We start from the raw sequence: 25,811 nt of genomic DNA, 5'->3' as shown, positions 1-25,811 counted from the left end.
CATCTTTTCAGTTCGGCATACCGTTTGAAGGATCGCCGAAGTCGCGATGGTTACGGAATTTTAGGATCGTTCTACTAGTTCGCTTCTTCGCCTTGGCGGCGGCATCTTGACGCGGTGTAGTTTCAGGGTTATTATAGAGTCATTAAATCCGTAATAGGCAAAGTGTCCGCATCGTCCATCTGATACGAGGGCGATGCGTCATTTTAGGGCTAATTACGGATATTATGGGTCTTTAAAGTATATTATATGGAGGGATTGCAAATGATCTACGATTGTGCCATTGTCGGCGGAGGGCCGGCGGGATTAAATGCGGCGCTTGTGCTTGGAAGAGCCAGACGGAGCGTAGCGCTTCTTGACAATAATAAGCCGAGGAACGGTGTGACGCACGCCTCACACGGCTTCATCACGCGGGATGGCGTTCAACCTGCCGAATTTCGGAGGATCGCTTATGAGGAGGTGCTGAGTTATCCCACGGTCCGGCATGTTCCGGCCGAGGTGAACGAGATTCGCAGGACCGAAGAAGGTTTTGACCTTCGGACATCGTCGGGCGACCAAGTGTTAGCCCACAGATTGATCTTGGCTGCCGGATTAAGGGAAGTGCTGCCCGATATCGAAGGCTTGCGCGATTTTTACGGCAAGAGCTTGTTCAACTGCCCGTTCTGCGACGGCTGGGAGCTGCGGGACCAGCCGCTCGTGCTCGTATCGGACCATCCGCATGTGTTCCATACGGCCAAGCTGCTGCTGAATTGGAGTCGGGATTTGGTCGTGTGCACGAACGGCCGCGATACTCTGGCGGAGGATCAACGTGAATTGCTTGCGTCCAGAGGCATACGGATCGTGGATACGCCCGTCTCGTCGTTTGCTGGAAGCGACGGTATGCTGGAGCGGGTCCACTTCGCGGATGGCACGTTCATTGAACGAAGCGGAGGATTGATCGGTTCCGCTTTACTGCCGAATGCCATGTTCGATGAAGCCCTGGGTTATCAAACCTCCGATAACGGAGGCATCGAAACCAACGCGTGGGGCAGAACCACCGCGGAAGGCGTTTACGCGGCCGGGGATTCGGCTTATGTGATGCCTTCCCAGCTGATCTATGCCGCGGCCTCCGGTAGCAAAGCGGCGATGGCCGTTATGGCGGACCTAACGGACGAGGAATGGCGGCCGCTTTGAGCCGTCTTCGTCCATCTCGATCTTCCGAATAGCCAAAGATTTACGATTCATGCCCTTTTGTTGGCTTTTTATATTCGCGAAACGTCTTTGTCCCCACACTGAGCCTCGGGTATAATGTTGCTAATAAGGTATGGAAAGAGATGGTGTTCGATGATCCGTACGTTAGCCTTTACTCATGAAAAAGAGCTGATCCTTAATGTTCCGCTGCCGGATCTGAACGATCGGCGCTTCAGGTGGTATTGGGTGGACTTTTGCGCTCCGAGCGAAGAAGAAGCCAAGCTGCTGGAGACGCATTTTCATTTTCACCCGCTCGCCGTGGAGGACTGTTACCATCTGCTGCAGCGGCCGAAGCTCGATCATTACGCGGGCGAACATTTTTTTGTGATGCACGCCATTAACCAGAAGACGCTTGCCGCAGAAGAAGTGGATATGTTCGTTGGGAGCCATTACATCGTAACGTTTCATTACAATGAATCAAGGGAAATCGAGGATGCGTGGAGCAAGGTCATCCATCAGAAGAAAGTCCCGGACAACGGCCACATCCATGCCGCTTATTTGGTCATGGACAAGCTGGTGGATCAATATTTCCCCAGCGTCTACCAAATCGAAGAAGAATTGAATGAAATCGAAAGCAACGTCAGCATGGAGTCGATCCAGGCGTTGATGGATGACGTGTTCGATATCCGCTCCAAATTGCTCAAGCTCAGGAGAACCATCGTGCCTATGCGCGACATGTTGTACCGCGTCATCAATTCCGATCGAATTGAAGACATGGAACAGTTCCGGGTTTATTTTACGGATGTGTACGATCACTTGCTTAAGCTGTCCGAAATGATCGAGTCCAACCGGGAGATGACCGCCGATCTCCGGGACAACTATCTGTCCATCAATTCCAATCGGATGAACACGATCATGAAGACGCTGACCGTCATGACGGCGATTTTTATCCCGCTGACGTTTATCGCCAGCATTTATGGCATGAATTTCGATTTCATACCGGAGCTGGGATGGAGATGGGGATATTTTGCGGTGCTACTCGTCATGCTCAGCCTGGGCAGCACGCTATTGTTATGGTTTAGGCACAAAGGCTGGTTTAAATAATAGTACAGTATGGAGGTTCACGGAATCGTTCCTGGCCGTCCGACTGGAATAAACGTCCCTGAAATCGTTGACGCTATACAAGGGCAAGTCTATACTGATCACAGGATTATTCATAGATAGAGATCGAGATGGGAGTGTCGTTCCTTGAACGAAGAAGCGAGAAGCCGGTACGATTTGATGAAAGAGCTCGACGAAGTTTTTCGCGAGGTGCGGAAGCTGATCATGGCGGAGTGGAACCGCAACAATATCCATGGCCTGAACATGACGCATGGCCGCATGTTGATCATCATATCCGAATCGGGGGAAATTCGTTCTTCGGAGCTTGCCGAGAAACTTTCCATCACGAACGGCGGGGTTACGGGATTGGCGGACAGGCTGATCGAGCTGGGTTTCGTGAAGCGGGAGCGAAGCGAGCAGGACAGGCGGGCGGTGCGGCTCATGCTGACGGACGAAGGAAAAGCCATCATCGGCGAGATGATGAAGACGCGCGAACGCGTCATGATGAAGTTGTTCGATAACTTGACCGAAGAATCGATGATCACGGGGATCGAGCTGTTCCGCCAGATGAGCAGGAATATGACTGAACCGGAAGAATAGGATATCATTGGATTGTTACAAAATGATGACGATTTATTCCATTGCATTGCGAAAGCTTCAGCTTCATGTAAAATGAAGTAGAATTATGTCGAATGAGGACGGAAAAATACGGATTCCGACAACGGACACGTGAAACGTTCAGAATTCGCGGGTTAGCGTTTATTATATGAGGTAAAAGGGGAGTCCAACATGAAAAAGCATTTGACATTACTACTGACGCTCGTTCTTGCCATCAGCGTCATCGCGGCATGCGGCGGCGGGAAAAACAACGCCTCGAACGAAGGTTCCGCGAACGGAGGAGAAGACGCGAAGAAAAAACGGATCGCGCTCGTGCTGCCGGAGCAAATCGGCGTCAACCCTTTCTTCGCGCTAATGGACGAAGGATTCAAGCGCGCGGGCGAGGAGTTCGGCGCGGAAGTGAAAACGATCGAATCGACCGATCCTGCGGCATTCGAACAAAATCTTCGTTCCACCGTTGCCGAGAACTACGATCTGATCATTACGGCTACGTTTCAAGCGGAAGACGCGCTGAACAAAGTGGCTGCCGAAAATCCGGACAAGTCCTTCGCGATCATCGATACGGTCATCGATCAGCCTAACGTTCGCAGCGTCGTGTTCCGCGAACATGAAGCGGCGTTCCTGCTAGGCGCGGCGGCTGGCCTGTCTACGAAGACAAACAAAGTCGGCGCGGTCGTGGCGATCGATGCTCCGCTGCTTAGCAAGTACACGAAAGGCTTCGAGCAAGGGCTGAAACATACGAATGCCGATGCCGAACTCTTTATCAATTATGTTGGCAGCTTCGAAGATTCCGCCAAAGGCAAAGAGCTTGCCGTACTGCAGCATTCCAAAGGCGCGGATTTCATCGCCGGCATGGCTGCCGTAGGCGACCTCGGCGTGTTCGAAGCGGCGAAGGAGCTTGGCTTCTACGCATCCGGCCAAGACGTCGACCGCACGGAGCTGGATCCCGAGCACATCGTCTTGTCCCAGCTGAAGGGCACGGACGCCGTTGCATACGAGACGGTGAAAGCCTTCATGAGCGGAACATTCGAGTTCGGCGCGGCCGACTATGGCCTGAAGGAAGACGGCGTAGGTCTTACGTTCGTAACAAGAGAAAGCAAGTCGCCGCTCAGCCCGTTCATCGGACAAGAGACGGTCGACAAAGTGAAAGCCATCGCCGAAGACATTAAGTCCGGCAAAATCGAAGTCATCAACCCGCTAGCTCAATAGTTTACGGATGCCGGCTGCTATTAGCAGCCGGTTTGCTTTGAATTATAAGAAAGTTTCACCTTGGTTGAAAGGAGCGCTTATATGCTGCTGCAAATGGAAGGCATTACGAAAAGCTACGGGAACGTAACCGCGAACCGGAACGTGTCCTTTAACCTTCGCAAAGGCGAAATTCATGCGCTCGTCGGCGAGAACGGCGCAGGCAAAACGACGTTGATGCGCATTCTGTACGGCATGGAATCCCCGACGGGCGGCGAGATCAAGCTGAACGGGAAGCCGGTAACCTTCGGCAGTCCGACGGACGCGATCAAACACGGCATCGGCATGGTGCATCAGCACTTTATGTTATTCCCTTCCTTTACGGTAGCCGAGAACATCGTCATCGGACGGGAGCCATCCCGCGCGGCCTTTTTCGACCGCAAGGCGGCTGCCGAAGAGACGACGCGCCTAGCGAAGCAATTCGGGATGCCGGTCGATCCATGGAAGCGGGTCGGCGAGTGCTCGCTCGGCATGCAGCAGCGCGTCGAGATTTTGAAGGTGCTCTATCAAGGGGCGGAAATCATTATTTTGGACGAGCCGACTGGCGTGCTCACTCCGCTTGAGGTCAAGGAGCTGCTGGCCGCGATCAAGGAGCTGGCGCGTCAAGGAAAAAGCTTTATTCTGATCAGCCACAAGCTTCAGGAAATTATGGAGGTCGCCGACCGGATTACGGTGCTGCGCGACGGACAATTGACGGGTACGGTGAACGCGTCGGAGACGGACGAAGAACAGCTTTCGCGGCTGATGGTCGGTCGCGAGCTCGTTCAGCTGTCGAGGCGAGAGACGGCTGCGGGACAAGCGGTGCTGGAGGTTAGCGGGCTCACCATTCGCGGATCGAAGACGAAACCGCTGCTGGACAACGTGAATCTGCGCGTGAACGCTGGCGAAATCGTCGGCATTGCGGGCATTTCCGGTAATGGACAGTCCGAGCTCCTGCAAGCGATAGCCGGGCTCGCGCAGCCTGACGGAGGCACCGTGAAACTGATGGACCAAGATGTCACTGGAGCTCCCGTGCATCGGATTCGGGCAACCGGCCTTGCGCATATTCCGGAAGACCGCTACCTTTGGGGCGTATCCAAGGAAGCGGATGTGACGGAGAACGGCTTGATGGGACATACGGCGAGACACGAGCGGTACGGCATCCTTCGGAGAGGCAAGGTTCGCGGCATGGTCGCCGGATGGGTGGAGCGTTTCGGCATCAAGACGGGATCCCTGGATACGAAAGCGCAGCATCTGTCCGGCGGCAACTTGCAGAAGCTGATCGTCGCCCGCGAGTTGGCGCAAAACTCTCCTTTCCTGATCGCGGCGGAACCGACGCGCGGCGTCGATGTCGGCGCGATGGAGATTATCCACTCCGAGCTGCTCAAGAAAAGGGATGAACAAGGCGCGATTCTGTTAGTCTCCTCCGAGCTGACGGAAGTGCTTAAGCTGTCCGATCGCATCCTTGTCATGTTCGAAGGGCGGATCGTGGGAGAACTGGCGGCGGATGCCGCCACGGAAGAGAAGATCAGTCTGTTAATGGCGGGAGGTAAAGCGGTTGGATAAGCTGTTAAAATGGGCAAGGCCGCTGCTGCAGCCTCTTCTGGCGTTAGCGGCCGGTCTTGCGGTCGGCGCGATTGCCATCTCGATCGTCGGAGGTTCCGTCACGGAGACCTACGCGGAGATGTGGAAAGGCGCGTTCGGCAATTTTTATTTTATTACGAATACGCTCGCTAGGGCTACGCCCATCATCTTGATCGGACTCGGCGTGGCGCTGGCGTTCCGGGCTGGGTTTTTCAACATGGGCTCGGAAGGGCAGATGGTGTTAGGCGCGCTGAGCGCGGCCGTCACCGCCATTTACCTGCCGGGGCCGGGCTGGCTGAAGCTGGTCGGAGCGCTGCTGGCGGGCATCGTCGCCGGGGGGCTTTGGTCGGCTCTTGCAGGGTGGCTCGATGCGAGGTTCCGTATGAATCTTCTCATTACGACGCTTCTCTTGAACTACATCGCAACTTATTTCGCCGGTTATATCGTTACTTATCCGCTCAAGGATACGACAGGCTCGGCTGCCATGTCCCAGACCGTCATGCTGGACAAGAGCACATGGCTTCCCAAGCTGTTCCAAGGCTACAGCCTGCATGCGGGTTTCCTGCTCGCGTTGATCGGAACGATTCTGTTATACCTGTTCATGAAACATACGGTAAAAGGCTACGAGATCCGCATGCTTGGCGGCAACCCGCTGTTCGCGAGCTACGGCGGCGTGCAGCGCGGTAAGTTGATGCTGATCAGCATGTTCGTCAGCGGCGGTTTCGCGGGTCTCGCCGGTTCCGTCGAGGTGCTGGGCACGCAATACCGTTATCTGGACGGCGCGTTGACGTCGCCCGGTTACGCATGGTCGGGCATTATGGCGACGCTGCTCGCGGGCTCTCATCCGATCGGCACCGCCGTGGCCGCGATTCTGATCGCCGCGCTGCAGACCGGCGGGATGGGCATGGAACGCAATACCGAGGTTCCGCTGGAAGTGGCGAGCATCATCCAGGCGGTGCTTATTTTGTTCGTGTCGGCCAAGCTGACGTATTCATTCATCAAACGGAAGAAAGCGGGGGCGAAAAATGGATCAGCTGTTTGATGTCTCGTTATTCGCTTCGGCGCTTCGCATGGTGACGCCGATCTTGCTCGCCGCCCTCGGCGGCGCGATCTGCGCAAGGGTCGGGCTGTTCAACGTCGGCCTCGAAGGGCTGATGCTGATCGGCGCCTTCTCGGCGATCGTCGGCAATTATTTGACGGGCAGTATCGCCGTATCCTTGTTGTTCGCGATCGGATGCACGCTCGTATTCTCGTTATTGTTCGCCTTCATGAGCATCCAGCTTCAGGCGAACGTCATCGTCGTCGGCATCGCCCTCAACTTCCTGGCGCTCGGGTTGACCACGTTCTCGCTCCGCGCGATCTTCGACGTGAAGGGCGCTTATTACGATAAAAACATGATCGGCCTTCCGAAGCTGGATATTCCGCTCATTCAAGATATCCCATGGCTCGGCGACGTATTATCCGGCCACTCGGTGCTCGTGTATGCGTCGATCCTGATCGTCATCGGGCTACACTATTATATGTTCCGGACGGTGTCGGGCTTCCGCCTGCTTGCGGCCGGGGAAAACCCTACGGCGGCGCGCAGCCTCGGCATCAAGGTCACTCGGATCCAATATGGAGCGGTGCTGCTGTGCGGCGCGCTCTGCGGCCTGGCCGGCGCGCAGCTGTCGCTGGGCAACGTAACCATGTTTACGGAAGGCATGACGGCCGGACGCGGATTTATCGCGCTCGTTGCGACGATGCTCGGACAGTCCAATCCGCTTGGCGTGGCCGGCGCGAGCTTGCTGTTCGGCTTCATGGAATCGCTGAGCATCCGGCTGCAGGGCTTTGCGCTGCCGACCCATTTTACGATGATGGTGCCATATGTCGTGACGATCTTGGCTATGTTATTCTTTAAGGACAAAGGTTATATGCAAGAAGCGCGCAAATCGAGCGGGAGCTCGCGATAAACGCCGCTTTGGACGATAGCCTCAAGGAGACAAACTAGAGGAGTGAACGGGAGATCATGCACAACAAAGCGGAAAGACTGAAGAAGGTATCCCCCAAGCTGCCCGAAGTGCCGGCGGAGATCGCCCATCGCGTTCCGCCGGGCCAGACGGTGACGGAGCGGTTCCCGATTCTTCACGAAGGAGACGTGCCGGAGTACGACCTCGGGTCGTGGACGCTGCGCGTCTTCGGCGAGGTTGAGGCGGAACGGACGTTTACGTTCGCCGAGCTGGCTGAACTGCCCCAGACGAAGATCAGCCGCGACATACATTGCGTGACGCGCTGGACGAAGCTGGATACGGAGTGGGAAGGGGTCAAGTTCGCGGATCTGTTGCCCCTGCTCGGCGCGAAGCCGGAAGCCCGCTACGTCATGATCCATGCGGACGAGGATTACGAAACAAATCTTCCGCTTGAGGATTTGCTCCGGGAAGACGTCATTCTGGCTCACCGGTTCGACGGCGAGCCGCTGACGGACAAACACGGTTGGCCGATGCGCCTGATCGTTCCCCATCTCTACTTCTGGAAGAGCGCCAAGTGGATTCGGGGCATCGAATTCATGAAGGAGGACCGCCCGGGCTTCTGGGAGCGGAACGGCTTCCATAACTACGCCGACCCGTTCAGGGAGGAACGGTTCTCGAGCGAGGAATTTACGATGCCAGAGGATGAATGGCTGAAGAAGGAGTTCGATTAACATGTATTTGCCGATATTGGAGGTTCATTCGGAAGAGCTGCCGGCGTACGCCATCGTGTGCGGAGATCCGCGTCGCGCTGCCGTGATCGCTGGGAAGCTAGACGGCGCGCGCGAGCTGGCCTACGCCAGGGAATACCGAACGTTCGTCGGCGAGTTCAAAGGCGTGAAGCTGGCCGTCGTCAGTCATGGCGTCGGGTCGCCCGGAGCGGCCGTCTGCTTCGAGGAGCTGATTAAGGGCGGCGTAAAGACGCTGATCCGGGTAGGGACGGCCGGTTCTTATTCGGCCGACCATCCTGCCGGCAGTCTGATCGTCAGCACGGCCGCGGTCAGAGCCGAAGGATTAACGAAGCAGCTCGTTCCGGACGGCTTCCCGGCCATCGCGGACAGCGATATCGTGAACGCGCTCTACGAGTCGGCGCTGGAGAGCGAGGGCATCGTGAAAAAAGGAATGACGGTTACGCTCGACGTCTTTTTCTCCGGCGTCGTCGAGGTTCCGCATAAGCAGTACAAGCAAGCCGGCGTCCTGGCGGTCGAGATGGAGATTGCCGCGTTATACGTCGTCGCTTCGCTTCGCGGAGCGAAGGCGGGCGCGATCGTGGCGCTTGACGGCTACGCCGATTCCGATCTGGCGGCGGAGTACGATCCGCATACGAAAGTTGTAGCGAACGCGGTAGAACGTGAGATCTTGGCAGCGCTCGAAGCGATCGCGAAGCTGGACGCGAAATCATAATCGGGAAGCTTGACGGGCAGTGCGGACCTTCGACCGCGGGTTACGCGCATCATTCGTTTCATGAGAGGTGAACGGGAAGATGGGATTCGGAGAAGCAGGCTTTGAAGCCGGGGCAGGTGCCAGTGCGGGAGCAGGAAGACTGTTCAAGCAAGAGTGGTTGGTCGGGGACCAACATCCGAACGTCTTCGCTTATTATTATAAGCAGTGGGCGGATTACGCCATGACCTACCACACCCATGACACCGTCGAAATCATGTACGTCATCTCGGGCGAGTGCCGAATCGAGTTCGATTCGGCGCCCGCCTTTTTGCCATGCGCCTTTACGCTCAGACGAGGCGAGTTTATTGTTCTGGACGCCAATGTTCCGCACCGATTAATCGTGCAAGACCGCGGACCTTGCCGCATGCTCAACGTGGAATTCTCGTTGCAGGAGCGAAACACTGCCATGCCTTCACTGCGCTTGCTTGCAAAAGAGGATCCGCTCGTGGCGGAGCTTGCCGCGGAGACGTCCCCGCTGCTCGTGCTGCGCGACAACGATGAGCTGTACCCGCTGCTGAAGAGTCTCGTGCTCGAGCTGGACGCGGGGGACCGGAGAAGAGAGGCGCGAACCCAGCTGCTGTTCGCGCAGCTGTTCGTCGCGCTCGCTCATATCCGCAACGAATCGCTGAAACTGGAAGATAATCCCTTAAACCGATACGTGAAGGAAGCCATCCAATTCATCCATCACAATTATGACCGAGACATCCGCGTGAAGGATATCGCCGCTTCGGTCAACCTGCATCCCGGTTACTTGCACCGCGTATTCCGGGATGGGACGGGCTCGACGGTCACCTCTTACCTGAACGAAGTCCGGATGGCGAAAGCCAAGATGCTGCTAAGCCAGACGGATATTCCAGTCGCCGATATTTGCGACTACGTCGGCGTGGGAAGCCGGCCTTACTTTCACGCGATGTTCAAAAAACATACCGGATTAACGCCGATCGCCTACCGCCAATCCTTCCAAACGCAAAATCCCCGATACGACTAATCGGCTTCGATATTAGGATTTCTAACACCTCAACATCTAAATGGTCAGGATATTGATAACGCTTCCTCCCGCGCGTTGCTACAATAAGGATGAGAAATTAATACCTGAGTAGAACCTATGTCGAGGAGGAGTTGTGACGATGTCTTCATTCAAAATTACGTTTATCGGAGCCGGCTCGATCGGCTTCACGAGAGGGCTGTTAAGAGATTTGCTGTCCGTGCCGGCGTTCGCGGGCATCGAGGTCGCGTTCACGGACATTAGCGAGCAAAACCTGCGGATGGTAACGGAGCTGTGCCAACGCGATATCGACGAGAACGGGCTTCGCATCCGGATTCATGCAACGACGGATCGTCGAGAAGCGCTTCAAGGAGCCAAATACGTCATCTGCACGATCCGCGTCGGCGGTCTCGAAGCGTTCGCGACGGATGTCGACATTCCGCTGAAGTACGGGGTCGACCAATGCGTCGGCGACACACTGAGCGCGGGAGGCATCATGTACGGTCAGCGCGGCATTGCCGAAATGCTGAATATATGCCGCGACATTCGCGAATGTGCGTCCGAGGATGTGCTGCTTCTTAATTACGCCAACCCGATGGCGATGCTCACTTGGGCATGCAACAAGTATGGCGGCGTGCGGACGGTGGGATTATGCCACGGCGTGCAAGGCGGCCACTGGCAGATCGCAACTGCGTTTGGGCTCCAGAAACGCGAGGTCGATATCATTTGCGCGGGCATCAACCACCAAACGTGGTATATCTCGATCAAGCACGAAGGTGAGGATCTGACCGGCAAGCTGCTGGAAGCGTTCGAGAAACACGAGGACTTCAGCCGGACGGAGAAGGTTCGGATCGACATGCTGCGCAGGTTCGGATATTACAGCACGGAATCGAACGGCCACTTGAGCGAATACGTGCCTTGGTACCGGAAGCGTCCGGAGGAAATCGGGGACTGGATCGACCTCGGTTCGTGGATTAACGGCGAGACGGGCGGCTACTTGCGCGTCTGCACGGAAGGCCGCCATTGGTTCGAAACGGACTTTCCGAACTGGATGAAGGACCCGGCGTTCGAGTACAAGCAGGAGAAACGCGGCGAGGAACACGGCTCCTACATCATCGAGAGCTTGGAAACCGGCCGGGTATACCGGGGCCACTTCAACGTCGTGAACAACGGCATCATCTCGAACCTGCCGGACGACGCGATCATCGAATCCCCAGGATACGTGGATCGCAACGGCATTTCCATGCCGACGGTCGGCAATCTTCCGCTTGGTCCAGCCGCCGTGTGCAACGTCAGCATTTCGGTGCAGCGTCTGGCAGTGGAAGCGGCAGTTAGCGGAGATGATCGTCTGCTGCGCCAAGCTTTCATGATGGATCCTCTTGTCGGAGCGGTGTGCAATCCGAAGGAAATTTGGCAGATGGTCGACGAGATGCTGGTCGCGCAGGAGCAGTGGCTTCCGCAATACGGGGATGCGATTGAGGCGGCGAAAAAACGGCTGGAGGAAGGCCCGCTGCTGCCGACCCGCGATTACAAGGGAGCCGCGCGGCTGAAGGTGAAGACGGTGGAGGAGATGAAGCAGGACCGGGAAGCGGCCAACCGCAATGCGGGCGAATCGGACAAAGGCCAGGACCGCGAGAAATCGGCGGCACAGCAGGAAGCATAGAAAAGAAGCCAGCCATTCTTACGAATGGTTGGCTTTTCCTTTTCCTGGATGAGTCTTCTTCAACTCTAACGGATGTCAGAGAGCTTACTTTGCAACAAATGCCCTATTTCAGCTTTTAACGGATATGAATGAACTTATTTTCTTGAAATGCATTGAATGTAAGGGAAATGATTTGAAATAGCGGAGCTCAGCAACGTTAGAATTTCAATTGTTATATTTTCTTGCAAATAGCGGCTGTGATAACCGTTAACATACAAGGGTCCGGTCAAGTTCCTCTCAGCCAAGTCGGTATGAACGATACCGTGCCTTACCGCTCGCGACAGCCAGTAATTTTTTGTCCAACAAGCCGCGAAGAATAACTCTGGTATGACCTTCCGAAAGTTGTAGATGTGCGGAAAGCTCCCTTGGCGCAAAAGGGCGTAACAGTCTGCGCGCAAAACGCAACGTTTCCGCCTCTGCCCAGTTCAGATCCGCTCGCACCGAGGTGGAGAGGAACTTTCCGACAAAAGATAAGGTCAATTGCTTACAGACGCCTGGATCTTCTCGAATCGACAAGTATGCGATAGGCAGGAAGATCCAGTCGTCAAGAACGAGCAACGATTGTTTCATACATAGATCTTTAAACCGACTGGCTTCTATATCCCTGGCATGGGTTCGATAGTCCTGAATTTCAATACATCCTTTCGCGCCGCCCGGCATATAGGCAAGGTCAAGATAACGGTATCCATTGTTGAAATCGCGCACCTCATATTCTGGATATAAGTGATCCAAGTTGCCAATTGTAGGGAGCCATATCGAGCGTAGAAACTGAACCGTTCCATGTCCCAAACCTTTTCGAAGAAATTCTTGTCTTCTAGGGCTGCTTTCTTCAACAATCTGTTTAGCCAACCAATTCTCATAAATGTCGTCAAATAAACGCATTTTCTCACCTCCTGGTTCATATTCAAACAAAAAGCCGCTTTGATGCGCCATTGCCCATAAGAGCAACGCGTATCAAAGCGGCATGTGCTTCATACCGATTCATTTGTCAACAATGTAACATATCATCAAATATTCATCAAGTTGCATTTACAGACCCGCATAAACGGTGAGTAGAGAGCAGTAGCTAGCCGCCCTTTAAAATGGGGACCGCAGGACCGCAGCAAAACGCTAACGGTTGCGATAAACCTTATTTGAACAAAAATGCCGCTTCCGAAATTCTAACGTATCCACACGTTCTTATTTGCTGAAGCCGTAACAAAATCTGTACTTTTGAGCTCAATAACGTGGCTCACAAACGTTAGAATATGATTTGCTATGTATGAAGGGAAATAACGTCGATGGCAACCGTTAGACATTTCTTGGTGATCAAAATGCATCAAAATGCATTTACTCAAGCTTCGCGCGGCGCGTATTTCAATTCGATCGGCATGAGCTTCGCTTGAGGCGGGCTCCACGCCGGGGGTCCGTATTTTTTCATATAGCCTAACACGTTTAGCGAATCCATGACCGGCTCCTCTTCATGCATCGTGCGGAACAGCTCCCAGCAGGCGACCACGTCGTTCAGCGCCCGATGGCCGCCGATAAGCGGGATGGCGTACCGGTCGCACATGTCCTTCAGCGTATGCGGGTACACATGGCGCGCCCTGCTGATCGTCAACGTGTCGATAAAATCGTTGTTGAACGACCGGCCCGCGATCCGCATCAGCGAATGATGGAGGAAGCTGAGGTCGAATTGGGCGTTATGGGCGACGAGAATATGATCGCCGATCATCCGATTCAGGATGCGGAACGCCGTGTCTTCGTCCATGCCGCATGCCGTCATGTCGTCCGTAATGCCGGTCAGCTCCGTGATCTTGGGCGACAGCTTGCCGTCGTACCGCACGAGCGTGCTGAATTCGCTCGCAACGACGCCGTTCACAATCCGAATCGCCGCCATCTCGATGACGCGGTCGTTTTTGGGATCGAGCCCGCTCGTTTCGAAGTCGAATACCGTATAAGAATGTTGTTTGATGGAAGTCATAGGGATCACCGCTTTTATGGTTTGTCTTGTTAATCTCGTATTACCCTTATGTATTCTACGCCGAAACGCGATTCCCTCTAGAAAATAAGAGAAACCCTGCTTCAGCGTCGCGATCGACGAAGAAACAGGGTTTTTGGCATGTAAAAAACTTGTGCTGACGAATGAAACGTCAGTGGTTATTGCCGGACGCGTTGCCCTTTTTGTCGGAGCTTTTGGTTTTCGTATTTTTGTTGGCGTGACCTTGCTGTTTGGCCATGATCGAACCTCCTCCTTCTTGGATTAGGGTTAGTTTGCGGCATTCGGCTCGGTCCTTATGCACGGTTCGAATCGAGAGACTAAAGTCATGGCGGATGAGGATAAGGAACTATCTTCATGAAATGAAAATAATGATTTTGGCACGATATGAATGGTTCAATAATCTGTGTATAATCTTAATTTTTGGGCGAAAAACATTGTTTTTCGCTTTTTTTATTGTAAAATCGACAATTTACTCATTACTTTATTCATAAAAAATGAATTTCCCCCTATGAAAATAAAAAGTATCCCTATTCAAAAGGATGATTTATCCATCAAAATAAAAGCGAAAGATTCGCCAATTTTGAGAGGAGATGAAGGAATGATGGCAAGAAGAAGCGGCGGCAAAAAGTGGTCCGTCCGGTTTATGCTGATGGCGATGCTCGTCTCGCTTGCAAGCGCATACGTCCCTGTCGCATACGGCGCTGCAGGCACGGCGGCAACGACGGCAGCGGGGGAAGATTATAAAATCGTCGGTTATTTCCCGGCATGGGGCGCTTACGGTCGTGCGTTCAACGTAACGGATATCGACGCGTCCAAGCTGACGCATATCAATTATGCGTTCGCGGATATTTGCTGGAACGGCATTCACGGCAATCCGGATCCTGAGAGCCCGAATCCGCAAACGTGGTCATGCCAGAACGAAGCCGGCCAGGCGATCAGCGTGCCGAACGGCACTGTGGTATTGGGAGATCCATGGATCGACACGGGCAAGGCGTTCCCCGGCGATACATGGGATCAGCCGATCAAAGGCAATCTGAACCAGCTGATCAAGCTGAAGCAGGCGAACCCGCATCTGAAAACGATCATTTCCGTCGGCGGATGGTCATGGTCCAACCGGTTCTCCGACGTTGCGGCGACGCAAGCGACGCGCGAGACGTTCGCCAAATCTGCGGTCGATTTTATCCGCAAGTACCAAATGGACGGTGTCGATTTGGACTGGGAGTATCCGGTAGGCGGCGGTCTTGCGGGCAACAGCTACCGGCCGGCGGACAAACAAAACCACGTGCTGCTGCTCCAAGAGGTTCGCAAGCAGCTGGACGCGGCCGAAACCGCGGATGGCAAATCTTATTCGTTGACGATCGCTTCCGGCGCTTCCCCGTCGTACGCGAGCAACAACGAGCTTGGCCAAATCGGCGCGGTCGTTGACTGGATCAACATCATGACGTACGACTTTAACGGCGGATGGAGCACGCTTAGCGCGCATAACGCGCCGCTCTACGCGGATGCGGCCGCGGTTCAGGCGGGCGTGCCGGAAGCGGCCGAATTCAATACGGACAGAGGCGTTCAGCGTCATCTCGACGCTGGAGTACCCGCGAACAAAATCGTGCTTGGCTTGCCGTTCTACGGCCGAGGCTGGGCAGGCTGCGCGCCGGGAGCAAGCGGGGACGGCCAATACCAGGCTTGCACCGGTTCCTCTGCCGGGACATGGGAGAAGGGCGTACTCGATTACGGCGACATTCTAACGAATTACGTCAACAAAAACGGCTTTGTCCGTTATTGGAACGATGTCGCGAAAGTTCCTTATCTGTACAACGCGAGTACCAAAGTATTCATTAGTTACGATGACGAGCAATCATTCGGCGTAAAAATCGATTATATCAAATCAAAAGGGCTTGCCGGAGGCATGTTCTGGGAATTATCCTCCGATTGTCGCGTCAGCAGCAAGTACTCTTGCAGCGGAACGAAGTTATTGAACGTGCTTCACGAAAAGCTTCTGAACGGAGAGACGCCGGGTGGCGGCAACGAACCGGATGTTACAGCGCCTAACGCCCCTACGGGTTTAGCGGTTACCGGCAAGACGGGCACATCGGTGTCTCTGAGCTGGAATGCCGCGACGGACGATAGACAAGTAACGGGTTATCAAGTATTCGTGGACGGAACGCTGAAAACTAGCGTGGCGGGTACATCGGCTACCGTGACTGGCCTGAGCGGCGGCACGGCTTACAGCTTTGCCGTGAAGGCGCGCGACGCGGCGGGCAACGTATCGGCGGCAAGCGCATCCATAAGCGCAACGACGGACGTAGTGACCGTACCTCCATGCTCGGTATCGGATTGGCAGCCGACGGCTGTTTATACGGGCGGCAATCAAGCCGTCTATAACGGAATCATCTACGAAGCGAAGTGGTGGACGCAAGGGGATCGTCCTGACTTGTCCGGCCCATGGGGCGTATGGAAAGTCATCGGCACATGCGGTAGTGGCGGCGGGACAGGCGGCGATCCGGGCGACGGCGGAACGGGCGGCGACCCGGGTGATGGCGGAACGGGCGGCGACCCGGGTGACGGCGGAACGGGCGGCGATCCGGGTGACGGCGGAACGGGCGGCGACCCGGGCGACGGCGGAGCGGGAGCCGTTGCATGGACACCGGGAACAGCCTATACGACCGGATCGGAAGTAACGTACGGCGGCAAGACTTACGTTTGTCTGCAATCGCACACCGCATTAACGGGCTGGGAACCTGCAACGACGTTAGCGTTGTGGAAGTTGAAAGTTTAGAGATCCGAGAACCCTGGCAAGGAGCATCTGACGAACAGCTCGCGATAGTGCGGGCTGTTTTTGTCGTTTTTGGATAGGCAAATCATATATTTCTCTCTCTTCCCATGTTTCCTGATTGTGTTAAACTAAACGTAATCTATATGCCATCGGGGATACGGGATTCGCTATGGGGGGAACAACAAATGCGATTGCGACATGCACTGCTGAGCGTTAAAAACATGATAAAAAGGGAAGCGCTCCCGCCGGAGAGAAGGCTCGGGAAGGATGCGGTTACCGCGCTCGTCATCCATAGCTGCTTTCAGTTCGGGGCATCAATGTCCGGTTTGTTCCTAAACTTGTATCTGTGGCGATTGACGCAGGATCTGGCGGTCAACGCGCTTTATAACCTCATTGTGTTCGCGATAACGCCGATTGCCTTCGCCGCCGGCGGATGGATCGCGAAGAAACGCGATCGGATGGTGACGTATCGAATCGGCATCGTGATGATCGCGTTATTTTATTTGATGGTGATCATCGCGCAGGAGCAGGTGCCGAACTTCTACATCTGGTTTGCCTTGTTTAACGGCATTGCTGCGGGTTTTTATTGGACGGGGTACTTGGTCCTTCAATACGACGTCTCGACGGACGCGAACCGAATTCGTTTCCTCGCGATGAACATGGTCATGTTCAACAGCGCGGGCCTCGCGGGACCGGCGCTTGCCGGATTCGTCATTCAGCGGAACGATGGTTTACAGGGTTACGTTATCATTTTTACGCTGGCGTTCATCATGTTCGTCATCGCGGCACTGATCAGCTTCCGCATTCCGATGGTCAAGTCGCATCATAAAGCGTATTACTTGAAGTTCATGGGGCTTGTCATGCATCGGAACCGCCGCTGGCTGAAGGCGCTTTACAGCTTTTTCGTCTTGGGGCTTTTCCAAGGGCTCATGTTGTTTCTTCCGAACATAATGCTGTTCCAAGCGGTGGGGCGCGAGGATTGGGTCGGTTACTTGGGCGTGTTTTTCTCTTCGCTGACCGTAGCCACGGGTTACGTCATCTCGCGCAAGGCGCAGAAGGAAAACGTAAGACAATACGTGTTCCTGTCCACGACGGGCGTCGTCATCGGAGCAGGATTGCTGCTCTTCGGCGTCGAGCTGTGGTCCGTCGTGTTGTTCATGATTCTGTTCTCGATCTGCAACCCGCTTGCGATCAATACGCTGACGTCCTATTATTACCGGCTGATCGGCTCGCTTCCGCTCAAGGGACAGCTGCGCATCGAGTCGGTCGTCATGCGGGAGCTGTTCCTGAACGTCGGCAGGGTGCTGTCGATCGCGCTGCTCGTCCTGTTCGCTTCCGACCTGGAATCATCAATCATGCCCGTAATCTTGTTCGTCATGGCGGTTCTGCAATATTTGCTCGTTCTCTTGATCAAGGAGAAAGGCGCTGAACAACAAACGGAACGGGGCAAAGACAGAAGCTAGCGTGCTTGCTCGGCTGCGGACTCGGATTCCAGCCGGTATTGCCTTGGCGTTAGGCCCGTCAGCCGCTTGAAGACGACATTAAAGGAATGGATATCCTTGTAGCCCACCGTTTCCGCGATCGTCTGGATTTTGTCCGACGTACGGCGCAGCAGCTCCGTGCTTTTGCGGATGCGCACCGTCTGCAAATATTTGAACCAGCTCTGCCCGGTATTGATGTGGAACAGCCGCTGAAGATGCCGTTCGCTGAAGCCGCTTATGCGGGACAGGTGGGCTAAGGTTAATTCGTGCTGGAAGTTCAGTTCGAGGTAATGAAGCAAGTCTTGGAATGCGGCTTCCTTCGGGAGCGCGAGACCTTCGGCCGTCCATTCCATCGAACGGTAAAGCTCGATCGTCAGCTGGAATAAAAGCGAGTGCAAAAAATCTTCGGAGCCCGGGAGCGGGGCGGCATATTGCTCGTACAACGATTGAAACAACCGCTGGAACCGGTCGTTCCGGTCCGGTGACGCGTAATAGTCCAATCTTCCTTCGGCCATCCGGTTCAAGAACCCGATGGTCTTTTTCTCCGTTGCGAAGGCGGCAAGCTTCGGCAGCAGCCGTGGAGAGAACAAACAGTTGATCACGATCAGCCGATGGCCGCTCGTCGAGGTCGGCCGGAACACATGCGAGATGCCGATCGGAATAAAAAAGATATCCCCTCTGCGAACCTTCTGCACGGATTCTCCTACATGATGGAAACCTTCTCCCTCCACGATATAGGCGATTTCGAGAAAATCATGGTCGTGGAACGGCGCATCGAAATTTTCGGCGTTTCGATTGACATGGAGCAGTTGCTCGTGCCGGAAAAAATAATGGCCGCGGTAAGTCTCAATTGACCGTTTCATCCAAGCTCCTCCCCATCCCGTTATCGTTGTCATGTCCGTTATGCCTAGTATTCATGTCCATTATACCTGTAATCGAACGAAAGCGCTCTCTTATAATTAAAAATATTCGGCCGCGGCCTAGAAGCCGGCTGCAACTAATGGAGGGTGAACCATGGTCCAAGTCACGCAGGTCAGATGCGAATATCAACAAAATCCGATCGGGATCGGAGAGCGGGAGCCGCGCTTAAGCTGGAAGCTGGAGGCTCTTGCTGGAGAACGGGGCGTTACCCAATCGGCTTATGAAATCCAAGTCGCCGAGGACGCCGCATTCGGACTGAAGGTATGGGAATCGGGCAAAGTAACCTCGGATCAATCGATCCACGTTGAGACGAAGGGGCTTATTTCCGACGCCTGCAAGCGCTATTATTATCGGGTCCGCGTCTGGGATCGGAACGACCTTGAATCGGATTGGTCGGAGACGTCTTTCTACGAAACGGGCAAGCTGCGCGGCGATCGGTGGCAGGGGGAATGGATAACCGCTCCGCTCTCGCAATTGCCGGCGGATGCCGAGCAGGCGCCTTTGCTTCGCAAATCATTCGCCTTGTCCGGACCGGTGAAGCAAGCAAGAATCTACGCGACGGCGCTTGGCATCTACGAGCTTGAGCTTAACGGAAAACGTGTGGGAGATTCGTATTTCGCGCCGGGCTGGACGAGTTACGGCCATATCCTGCAGACGCAAACGTACGACGTGACGGGTCTGGTCGCGCCGGGCGATAACGCGATCGGCGCTTGGCTCGGCAACGGCTGGTACAAAGGGTACCTTGCCTGGCAAGACCAGAAAGCCGTGTACGGAGACCGGCTGGCGCTTCTGATGGAGCTGCATGTCGAGTACGAAGACGGAGGCCGGACGGTGATCGCGTCCGATGGCAGCTGGACGTCGGCGCCGGGACCGATCAAGATGGCGGAGCTTTATCACGGCGAGACTTACGATGCAAGAGACGAAATGAACGGCTGGAGCACGGCGGCGTTCGCGGAGACGGGCGAATGGCGGAGCGTGGAGCGGATCGAACGAGGCTTCGACCTGCTTACGCCGCAGATCAACGAACCGGTGCGCAAGATCCAGACTTTAAAGCCGGTCGGCTGGCTGACGACGCCGAAGGGCGAAACGGTCATCGATTTCGGCCAAAATTTGGTCGGCTGGGTGAAGTTCAGCATCAGTGGAGCGGCAGGCAGCGAAGTGTCTATCTCGCATGCCGAAGTGCTCGATGCGGATGGAAACTTTTATACGGACAATCTGCGGAGCGCGAAGCAGAAAATCCGGTATACGATGAGGGGCGAAGGCATTGAAACGTACCAACCGCGGTTTACGTTCCAAGGGTTCCGTTACGTCCGGCTGGAAGGTTTCATGACGCCGTACGATCCGGAAGCGTTCGAAGCGGTTGTTCTCCATTCGGACATGGAGGAGACGGGAAGCTTCGCTTGTTCGAATCCGCTCATCAACCAGCTGCAGAGCAACATTCGTTGGGGACTCAAGGGGAACTTCCTCGACGTGCCGACGGATTGTCCGCAGCGCGACGAGCGGCTGGGCTGGACCGGCGATGCGCAGATGTTCGTCCAGACGGCCGCCTATCTGGCGAATGTCGCTCCGTTCTTCACGAAGTGGCTCGGCGATTTGGCCACGGACCAGCGGGAAGACGGCGCCGTGCCGTTCGTAGTGCCGCATGTGCTGGACAAAGGCTCGTACGCGTCGGCGGCTTGGGGGGACGCGGCGGTTATTTGCCCTTGGACGATCTATGCCTGCTACGGCGACAAACGGATCCTGGAAAGCCAATACGAAAGCATGGCGAGCTGGATATCGTATATTCGCGCGCAAGGCGATCAGCCTTACTTGTGGAATACCGGCTTCCACTTCGGGGATTGGCTCGGCCTGGACGCGAAGTCCGGCGATTATGTTGGGGCGACGGATCGCGATTTGATCGCTTCCGCGTTTTATGCTTACTCGGTCACGCTGATGCGCAAAACGGCGGAAGTGCTAGGGCGTTCAGAGGATGCGGAGGCGTATGCGGAGCTTCAAGAGCGGGTGATCGCGGCGTTCCGGGAGGAGTTCGTCACGCCGGGAGGCCGTCTCTCGTCGTCGACGCAGACGGGACACGTGCTCGCGCTTATGTTCGAGCTTCTGGACGGACCGTCCGAGAAGCGGGCGGCGAAGCGGCTGAAGGAGCTGCTCGAAACAAGCAAGCATCACTTGACGACCGGCTTCGTCGGCACGCCGTACATTAGTCATGTGCTTAGCAAACACGGCATGCTGGACGATGCGTATAAACTTTTGTTGCAGCAGGATCTGCCGTCCTGGCTGTATCCGGTGACCAAAGGCGCGACGACAATCTGGGAGCATTGGGACGGCATCAAGGAGGACGGCAGCTTCTGGAGCAGCGAAATGAACTCTTTCAACCACTATGCGTACGGCGCGATCGGCGATTGGCTCTACCGAACCGTAGCGGGCATCCAGCCCGTCGAATCGGCGCCAGGGTACAAGAAGTTCGTCGTGGCGCCTCAGCCCGGCGGGGAGCTTACTTGGGCCGAAGGATCGATCGAGACGATGTACGGGGCGGTCCGCTCCGCATGGAAGATCAGCGGAGAAGGCCGCATCGAGCTAGAGGTCGTTGTACCGCCGAACGCGACGGCGGAGATCCGATTGCCGGGAGCGGCCAAAGCGGCCGACGTCGAGGAAGGCGGATTGCCGCTTGGCAAGGCTGCAGGCGTAACAATCACCGAAACGGATAGCGGCGTAACGCTCGAAGCTGGCTCCGGCACATACCGGTTTATGTACGCTTACGCGAAACAAGGCGTATCGATGGCAACGAAATAACGAATCATTCTCTGCAGCCCCTCCCGTCGCATTCGCGGTCCGGATGGGCTGTTTTGTTGTTTTTTCGAGAGAATGATTTTTTTGGATGGGTCTGCAATGAAATCGAAAAAATGGGGATAGTAAGCTAGGTAATATAAAACCCCGATTAGAAAGGCTGTGTGCATAAAGTGGAGAATCAGTACCGTGATGTCGCAAAAAAAGGGAAGCCGATGAAGAGAGGCGTCAAGGCAGCAAAATACTTAAGCGTGGCCGTCATTACTTTGGCGTTGATGTTCAGCTTGCCGCATACGACGCTTGCCGTTGGCAAAAAAGCGAAAGGCCCGGACGTTTACGTCATCCAGGGCATGCTGAAATCCATTGGCAGCTATGCGGGTCCGATTGACGGTTATTACGGTCCCCAAACTGTTAAAGGCGTGAAGTATTACCAGAAGATGCACGGTCTTCCGATGACGGGAGCGGTGGACGACAAAACGTTACAATCCATTACTTATTCCTATTCCTCGGCGAAGGCTGGCACAAAAGCCCAAGCGAAATGGAAAGGTAAAGCGAAAAATCTCGGCGGCGGAGCCGGTAATGGCGCAGGCGGCGGTGCAAGCGGCGGAGCTGGAGGCGGCGCAGGCGGCGGTGCTGGAGGCGGCGCAGGCGGCGGTGCTGGTGGCGGCGCAGGCGGCGGAGCTGGAGGCAGCGCAGGCGGCGGAGTTGGAGGCGGCGCAGGCGGCGGAGTTGGCGGCGGTGCAGGCGGCGGAGTTGGCGGCGGTGCAGGCGGCGGAGTTGGCGGCGGTGCAGGCGGCGGAGTCGGTAATGGCGCAGGCGGCGGAGTTGGCGGCGGCAAAGGCGACATGGGCGGCGGAGTCGGCGGCGGCAAAGGAGACATGGGCGGCGGCACGGGCACAGGTAATGGCAAAGGCAACGTCGGCGGCACGGGCACAGGCAATGGCAAAGGCAATGTCGGCGGCACGGGCACTGGCAACGGCAAAGGTAACGTTGGCGGCACGGGTACGGGCAACGGCGGCAAAGGCAATGTTGGCGGCACGGGCACGGGCAACGGCGGCAAAGGCAATGTTGGCGGTACGGGCACGGGTAACGGCGGCGGCAAAGGCAACGTCGGAGGCACGGGCACGGGCGGCGGCAAAGGCAACGTTGGCGGCGTAGGCACGGGCAACGGCGGCGGCAAAGTATCCCCGGGCGTTGACAGCAAGTCCAAAAGCCAGCAATAAACGAACGCAATAACGATTCGCATATTGAAGGGCCTGACCAACGCGTCAGGTCCTTCTCTGTTGCTAAGGTGGTTGGCGCATCCAAAAAAGGGTAAACTAGCAATAGAAGTACGTGTTCAGCCTTTAGAAGATTCTAGCAACTATTGTAAAGTTGGTGATGCGGGCATGGGGAAGAGAAGCATAAGAGGACAAGCGAATATGCTGCTCGCGTTGTCGGCGGCTGGCATTTTGGCGGCGTTTCCGTTCCAGCAAACGTTCGGCGGAGGTCTGATATTTGCTGCTTGCAGCGCCGCGACGATCGGAGGCTTGGCGGATTCGTTCGCGATCAGCGCGTTGTTCGGCAATCCGCTGCAAATCGGCTGGCCTTCTTGGATGGGCACTCATATTATTTCGAGGAACAGGGAGCGGCTGATCGGCGAACTCGTGGACATGGTGGAGAAGGAGCTTCTAACCGTCGAGGCCATTCGCGATACGGTGGACGATCTGAATTTGTCGGAGGTCGTCATCCGCTACTTGACCGAACACGGAGGATCGGCGAACGCAAAAGAGCTGGCCGCGAAGCTTGCTGGGGATTTGCTCGGCAAGGTGAACGCGGAGGAATTGGCATCGGGCATTCAATCCTTCGTATCCGAGCGGGCCGGCACGATCCAAATCGCCGATCTCATCGCGGACGTGGCGGATTGGAGCGTGAAGAACAGCTATGACGAACGCGTCATTACGTTCTTCGCGGAGCAATTCGCGAGGCTTGCGGGCTCGACTCAGTTCCGCGAGTTGATCGAGAAGTTCGCGGCCACCGCAATCCGTTCTTATGAAGGGGATAAATTCCGACGGCGGCTGGTCGATTTTACGGCCGGATTAAACGCCCATGCCATCAGCGTACGAGTGCAGGAGTGGATCGTGCGGTTCTTGGAGCAATTCAGGCAGGAGGATCATCCTCAGCGGGATATGCTGCGCGGCAAAATTGCCGAGTTCGTGACGAGGCTGCGCGAGGACGAGGAGTTGCGGCTTAAGGTCGAGGAAGGCAAACAAAAGCTGCTTTCGGCCGCGGAGGGGAATCTTCGGTTCGACGAGTTCCTTGCTTCGCGTCTGGATTCGCTCCGGAACAAGCTGCTCGGTCAAGATATCCGAGAAGAGCAAACCGAAACGCCGCCCGTTAAGTGGCTGCACGATCAGATCGACAAGGCGATCCAGCGGTTCGCCGGGGATCGGGAGCTTCAATCGTCCATTGACGGCATGATCAAAAAAAGCCTGCTCTCGTGGATCGAACAAAAACATGCGATGATTGGCTTGATGGTGAAGGAAAAGCTGAGCGCCTTCTCGGAGGTCGACCTGATCGAGCTAGTGAAGGATAAAGCAGGCAAGGACCTGCAATATATCCGGCTGAACGGCATGATCGTCGGCGCTTGCGTCGGGATCCTGCTCTTCTTCGTTACCTTCTGGATCGGAGGCGGCGAAACATGACGATGAAACAAAAGGCCAACGCCAGTCTTATTCTGCTTGCCGTCTTGTTTGCGGGAGCGGCGACTTGCCTCTACCTCTACCCAGGCGAGTGGTGGACGCGCTTCCTCTTGTACGTGGCCGAAGCCGGACTGGTCGGCGCGCTTGCGGATTTATTCGCCGTCACCGTCCTGTTTCGCCATCCGTTCGGTTGGAAGTGGGTGCCGCATACCGCGATCATTCCGCGCAATCGGGATAAGCTGGTGGAAGGCGTGACTTACATGGTCGAAGAGCAGCTGCTGAATAAGGAGCTGATTCGGGATAAAATGAAGCAGTTCCGACTGGTGGAAGCGTTCATTGCATGGGCGGACAGTCGGCCGGACGGCAGGCGCGTGTCCGATCTCGGCTGGCAGCTGCTGCACGGGTTGATTCGCCGATTGGATACGGCCTCGGCTTCCGCTAAGCTGGACAAACATGCGAGGAAGGCGCTGCAAGGAGTCAATCTGTCCGCTTACGCCGGCAAGGCGCTCAAGTGGATACTGAATAATCAGAACATTCAAGCCTGGCTGGGCTACATCGTCGATTACGCGGCGAAGCTGACGGAAGGCGATTCGGTGAAGGAAGCCATCCGCGACATGCTCGCCAAGGAGAAGGACAAATTCGTGAACGAAGGCGGATCGCTCGCGAGGTGGTTCAAGCAGAAGCTCGTCGATTTTGCGGAATCGGCGGATGCGATAAACCTGGACGACGCCGCGCGAACCCTTCATCAGGATTTGAAGCAATTCATGGAGCAGCTGAAGCGACCGGATCATGAGCTCCGCGTCATGCTCGAGAACCAGCTACACGTATTGGCGGACCGGCTGTCGGGCAGCGACGATATCGCCGCCGCGGTGGATGTCTGGAAGCTGGAAGTGCTGGAACAGATTTCGTTGCAGCCGACGATCGGAGCGCTTCTCGATACGATAAAAGGCTTGCTGGAAGACGGCGCCGAGATGAAATATATCGTTACGGGCGATGGCGCCTTGCGGCAGGAAGACGTGAAGGCCTGGTTCGTGAAGCTGCTTGCCTCCTATTGGGAATGGTTCAAGCAGGACGAAGAGACGAAATTGCGGCTCGAATCGTACGCCCAGCAGTTCGTAAGGCAGGTGATCGAGACGGAGCATGCCGTGATCGGAAGAATCGTGCGCAAGACGCTCGGCGGATTCACGGAAGAGCGTCTCGTCCGTTTCATCGAAAGCAAGGTCGATACCGATCTGCAGCGCATCCGTCTGAACGGGGCGTTCATCGGCGCGGCCGTCGGCGCGCTTCTGTACGGCTTCCTGCATGGTATTTACGCGCCTTTGCTCGACCTGTTCTAGTGCTTTATGCCCGATTTGGAACCCCGAGA

General features: G+C 55.7%; 20 protein-coding genes. 17 read left to right on the top strand and 3 right to left on the bottom strand.

Going from position 1 to position 25,811, the window contains the following annotated elements; translation table 11 throughout:
• Window positions 1–261 precede the first annotated feature (261 nt).
• The 11 genes from RB620_RS03775 to melA all read left to right on the top strand — a co-directional run bounded on the left by RB620_RS03775 (window position 262) and on the right by melA (window position 11,788).
• Window positions 262–1,170, top strand: a complete 909-nt coding sequence (locus tag RB620_RS03775) for an NAD(P)/FAD-dependent oxidoreductase (protein ID WP_308092192.1) — start codon at window positions 262–264, stop codon at window positions 1,168–1,170.
• Between the two features lie 150 nt (window positions 1,171–1,320).
• The gene (gene corA, locus RB620_RS03770) at window positions 1,321–2,271 is read left to right on the top strand and encodes a magnesium/cobalt transporter CorA (protein WP_308092191.1); all 951 of its coding nucleotides are present in this window, start codon (window positions 1,321–1,323) and stop codon (window positions 2,269–2,271) included.
• Between the two features lie 144 nt (window positions 2,272–2,415).
• Window positions 2,416–2,868 (top strand): MarR family winged helix-turn-helix transcriptional regulator, encoded by a 453-nt coding sequence (locus tag RB620_RS03765; RefSeq protein WP_308092190.1) that lies wholly within the window; start codon window positions 2,416–2,418, stop codon window positions 2,866–2,868.
• Between the two features lie 189 nt (window positions 2,869–3,057).
• Window positions 3,058–4,095 carry a BMP family lipoprotein gene (locus tag RB620_RS03760; protein WP_308092189.1) on the top strand — a complete coding sequence of 346 codons (1,038 nt, stop codon included), beginning with the start codon at window positions 3,058–3,060 and terminating at the stop codon, window positions 4,093–4,095.
• 81 nt (window positions 4,096–4,176) lie between these two features.
• On the top strand, window positions 4,177–5,676 hold the full coding sequence (locus tag RB620_RS03755; RefSeq protein WP_308092188.1) for an ABC transporter ATP-binding protein: 1,500 nt from the start codon (window positions 4,177–4,179) through the stop codon (window positions 5,674–5,676).
• On the top strand, window positions 5,669–6,736 hold the full coding sequence (locus RB620_RS03750; RefSeq protein ID WP_308092187.1) for an ABC transporter permease: 1,068 nt from the start codon (window positions 5,669–5,671) through the stop codon (window positions 6,734–6,736). The genes RB620_RS03755 and RB620_RS03750 overlap by 8 nt, the downstream gene beginning before the upstream one ends.
• Window positions 6,720–7,643, top strand: coding sequence for an ABC transporter permease (locus RB620_RS03745; protein WP_308092186.1), 924 nt, complete (start codon window positions 6,720–6,722; stop codon window positions 7,641–7,643). Before RB620_RS03750 ends, RB620_RS03745 begins: the two co-directional genes overlap by 17 nt.
• Window positions 7,644–7,699: 56 nt before the next feature.
• Window positions 7,700–8,371, top strand: a complete 672-nt coding sequence (locus RB620_RS03740) for a sulfite oxidase-like oxidoreductase (protein WP_308092185.1) — start codon at window positions 7,700–7,702, stop codon at window positions 8,369–8,371.
• Window position 8,372: 1 nt separating this feature from the next.
• On the top strand, window positions 8,373–9,101 hold the full coding sequence (locus RB620_RS03735) for a nucleoside phosphorylase (protein ID WP_308092184.1): 729 nt from the start codon (window positions 8,373–8,375) through the stop codon (window positions 9,099–9,101).
• 79 nt (window positions 9,102–9,180) lie between these two features.
• Window positions 9,181–10,128 (top strand): AraC family transcriptional regulator, encoded by a 948-nt coding sequence (locus RB620_RS03730; protein WP_308092183.1) that lies wholly within the window; start codon window positions 9,181–9,183, stop codon window positions 10,126–10,128.
• A gap of 139 nt (window positions 10,129–10,267) precedes the next feature.
• Window positions 10,268–11,788 (top strand): alpha-glucosidase/alpha-galactosidase, encoded by a 1,521-nt coding sequence (melA, locus tag RB620_RS03725; RefSeq protein ID WP_308092182.1) that lies wholly within the window; start codon window positions 10,268–10,270, stop codon window positions 11,786–11,788.
• A 276-nt stretch (window positions 11,789–12,064) separates the two neighbouring features.
• Here the strand turns inward: melA and RB620_RS03720 are convergent, their stop codons facing one another.
• Complete coding sequence (locus RB620_RS03720; RefSeq protein ID WP_308092181.1) at window positions 12,065–12,709, bottom strand: transcriptional regulator; 645 nt, start codon at window positions 12,707–12,709, stop codon at window positions 12,065–12,067.
• A gap of 451 nt (window positions 12,710–13,160) precedes the next feature.
• On the bottom strand, window positions 13,161–13,790 hold the full coding sequence (locus tag RB620_RS03715; RefSeq protein ID WP_308092180.1) for a 3'-5' exonuclease: 630 nt from the start codon (window positions 13,788–13,790) through the stop codon (window positions 13,161–13,163).
• A gap of 616 nt (window positions 13,791–14,406) precedes the next feature.
• On the opposite strand from RB620_RS03715, the gene RB620_RS03710 reads away from it, so the two are divergent.
• Entirely contained in the window at window positions 14,407–16,581 is a 2,175-nt protein-coding gene (locus RB620_RS03710) for a glycosyl hydrolase family 18 protein (protein ID WP_308092179.1), read from the top strand.
• A gap of 182 nt (window positions 16,582–16,763) precedes the next feature.
• On the top strand, window positions 16,764–18,041 hold the full coding sequence (locus tag RB620_RS03705) for an MFS transporter (protein ID WP_308092178.1): 1,278 nt from the start codon (window positions 16,764–16,766) through the stop codon (window positions 18,039–18,041).
• On the opposite strand, the gene RB620_RS03700 is transcribed toward RB620_RS03705, so the two are convergent.
• Window positions 18,038–18,922 carry an AraC family transcriptional regulator gene (locus RB620_RS03700; RefSeq protein ID WP_308092177.1) on the bottom strand — a complete coding sequence of 295 codons (885 nt, stop codon included), beginning with the start codon at window positions 18,920–18,922 and terminating at the stop codon, window positions 18,038–18,040. The two genes, RB620_RS03705 and RB620_RS03700, sit on opposite strands and share 4 nt — an antisense overlap.
• 151 nt (window positions 18,923–19,073) lie before the next feature.
• Here RB620_RS03700 and RB620_RS03695 point away from each other — a divergent pair, with 151 nt between their 5' ends.
• The 4 genes from RB620_RS03695 to RB620_RS03680 all read left to right on the top strand — a co-directional run bounded on the left by RB620_RS03695 (window position 19,074) and on the right by RB620_RS03680 (window position 25,782).
• Complete coding sequence (locus RB620_RS03695) at window positions 19,074–21,770, top strand: family 78 glycoside hydrolase catalytic domain (protein WP_308092176.1); 2,697 nt, start codon at window positions 19,074–19,076, stop codon at window positions 21,768–21,770.
• A 209-nt stretch (window positions 21,771–21,979) separates the two neighbouring features.
• Entirely contained in the window at window positions 21,980–22,987 is a 1,008-nt protein-coding gene (locus tag RB620_RS03690) for a peptidoglycan-binding domain-containing protein (RefSeq protein WP_308092175.1), read from the top strand.
• 165 nt (window positions 22,988–23,152) lie between these two features.
• Complete coding sequence (locus RB620_RS03685) at window positions 23,153–24,448, top strand: DUF445 domain-containing protein (protein WP_308092174.1); 1,296 nt, start codon at window positions 23,153–23,155, stop codon at window positions 24,446–24,448.
• Entirely contained in the window at window positions 24,445–25,782 is a 1,338-nt protein-coding gene (locus tag RB620_RS03680; RefSeq protein WP_308092173.1) for a DUF445 domain-containing protein, read from the top strand. The genes RB620_RS03685 and RB620_RS03680 overlap by 4 nt, the downstream gene beginning before the upstream one ends.
• The last annotated feature ends 29 nt before the right edge of the window (window positions 25,783–25,811 follow it).

The sequence above is a fragment of the Paenibacillus sp. LHD-117 genome, from assembly GCF_030929555.1.
Classification (GTDB): domain Bacteria; phylum Bacillota; class Bacilli; order Paenibacillales; family Paenibacillaceae; genus Pristimantibacillus.
This window is presented reverse-complemented; position numbering and strand designations above follow the sequence as displayed.

Excerpts from the sequence above, each read along its gene's own strand:
- RB620_RS03720 (WP_308092181.1), bottom strand. The coding sequence starts at position 12,709 with ATGCGTTTATTTGACGACATTTATGAGAATTGGTTGGCTAAACAGATT.
- corA (WP_308092191.1), top strand. The coding sequence starts at position 1,321 with ATGATCCGTACGTTAGCCTTTACTCATGAAAAAGAGCTGATCCTTAAT.
- RB620_RS03695 (WP_308092176.1), top strand. The coding sequence starts at position 19,074 with ATGGTCCAAGTCACGCAGGTCAGATGCGAATATCAACAAAATCCGATC.
- RB620_RS03745 (WP_308092186.1), top strand. The coding sequence starts at position 6,720 with ATGGATCAGCTGTTTGATGTCTCGTTATTCGCTTCGGCGCTTCGCATG.
- RB620_RS03680 (WP_308092173.1), top strand. The coding sequence starts at position 24,445 with ATGACGATGAAACAAAAGGCCAACGCCAGTCTTATTCTGCTTGCCGTC.
- RB620_RS03700 (WP_308092177.1), bottom strand. The coding sequence starts at position 18,922 with ATGAAACGGTCAATTGAGACTTACCGCGGCCATTATTTTTTCCGGCAC.
- RB620_RS03755 (WP_308092188.1), top strand. The coding sequence starts at position 4,177 with ATGCTGCTGCAAATGGAAGGCATTACGAAAAGCTACGGGAACGTAACC.
- RB620_RS03740 (WP_308092185.1), top strand. The coding sequence starts at position 7,700 with ATGCACAACAAAGCGGAAAGACTGAAGAAGGTATCCCCCAAGCTGCCC.
- RB620_RS03730 (WP_308092183.1), top strand. The coding sequence starts at position 9,181 with ATGGGATTCGGAGAAGCAGGCTTTGAAGCCGGGGCAGGTGCCAGTGCG.
- RB620_RS03705 (WP_308092178.1), top strand. The coding sequence starts at position 16,764 with ATGCGATTGCGACATGCACTGCTGAGCGTTAAAAACATGATAAAAAGG.
- RB620_RS03715 (WP_308092180.1), bottom strand. The coding sequence starts at position 13,790 with ATGACTTCCATCAAACAACATTCTTATACGGTATTCGACTTCGAAACG.
- RB620_RS03690 (WP_308092175.1), top strand. The coding sequence starts at position 21,980 with ATGAAGAGAGGCGTCAAGGCAGCAAAATACTTAAGCGTGGCCGTCATT.
- RB620_RS03735 (WP_308092184.1), top strand. The coding sequence starts at position 8,373 with ATGTATTTGCCGATATTGGAGGTTCATTCGGAAGAGCTGCCGGCGTAC.
- RB620_RS03710 (WP_308092179.1), top strand. The coding sequence starts at position 14,407 with ATGATGGCAAGAAGAAGCGGCGGCAAAAAGTGGTCCGTCCGGTTTATG.
- RB620_RS03760 (WP_308092189.1), top strand. The coding sequence starts at position 3,058 with ATGAAAAAGCATTTGACATTACTACTGACGCTCGTTCTTGCCATCAGC.
- RB620_RS03685 (WP_308092174.1), top strand. The coding sequence starts at position 23,153 with ATGGGGAAGAGAAGCATAAGAGGACAAGCGAATATGCTGCTCGCGTTG.
- melA (WP_308092182.1), top strand. The coding sequence starts at position 10,268 with ATGTCTTCATTCAAAATTACGTTTATCGGAGCCGGCTCGATCGGCTTC.
- RB620_RS03775 (WP_308092192.1), top strand. The coding sequence starts at position 262 with ATGATCTACGATTGTGCCATTGTCGGCGGAGGGCCGGCGGGATTAAAT.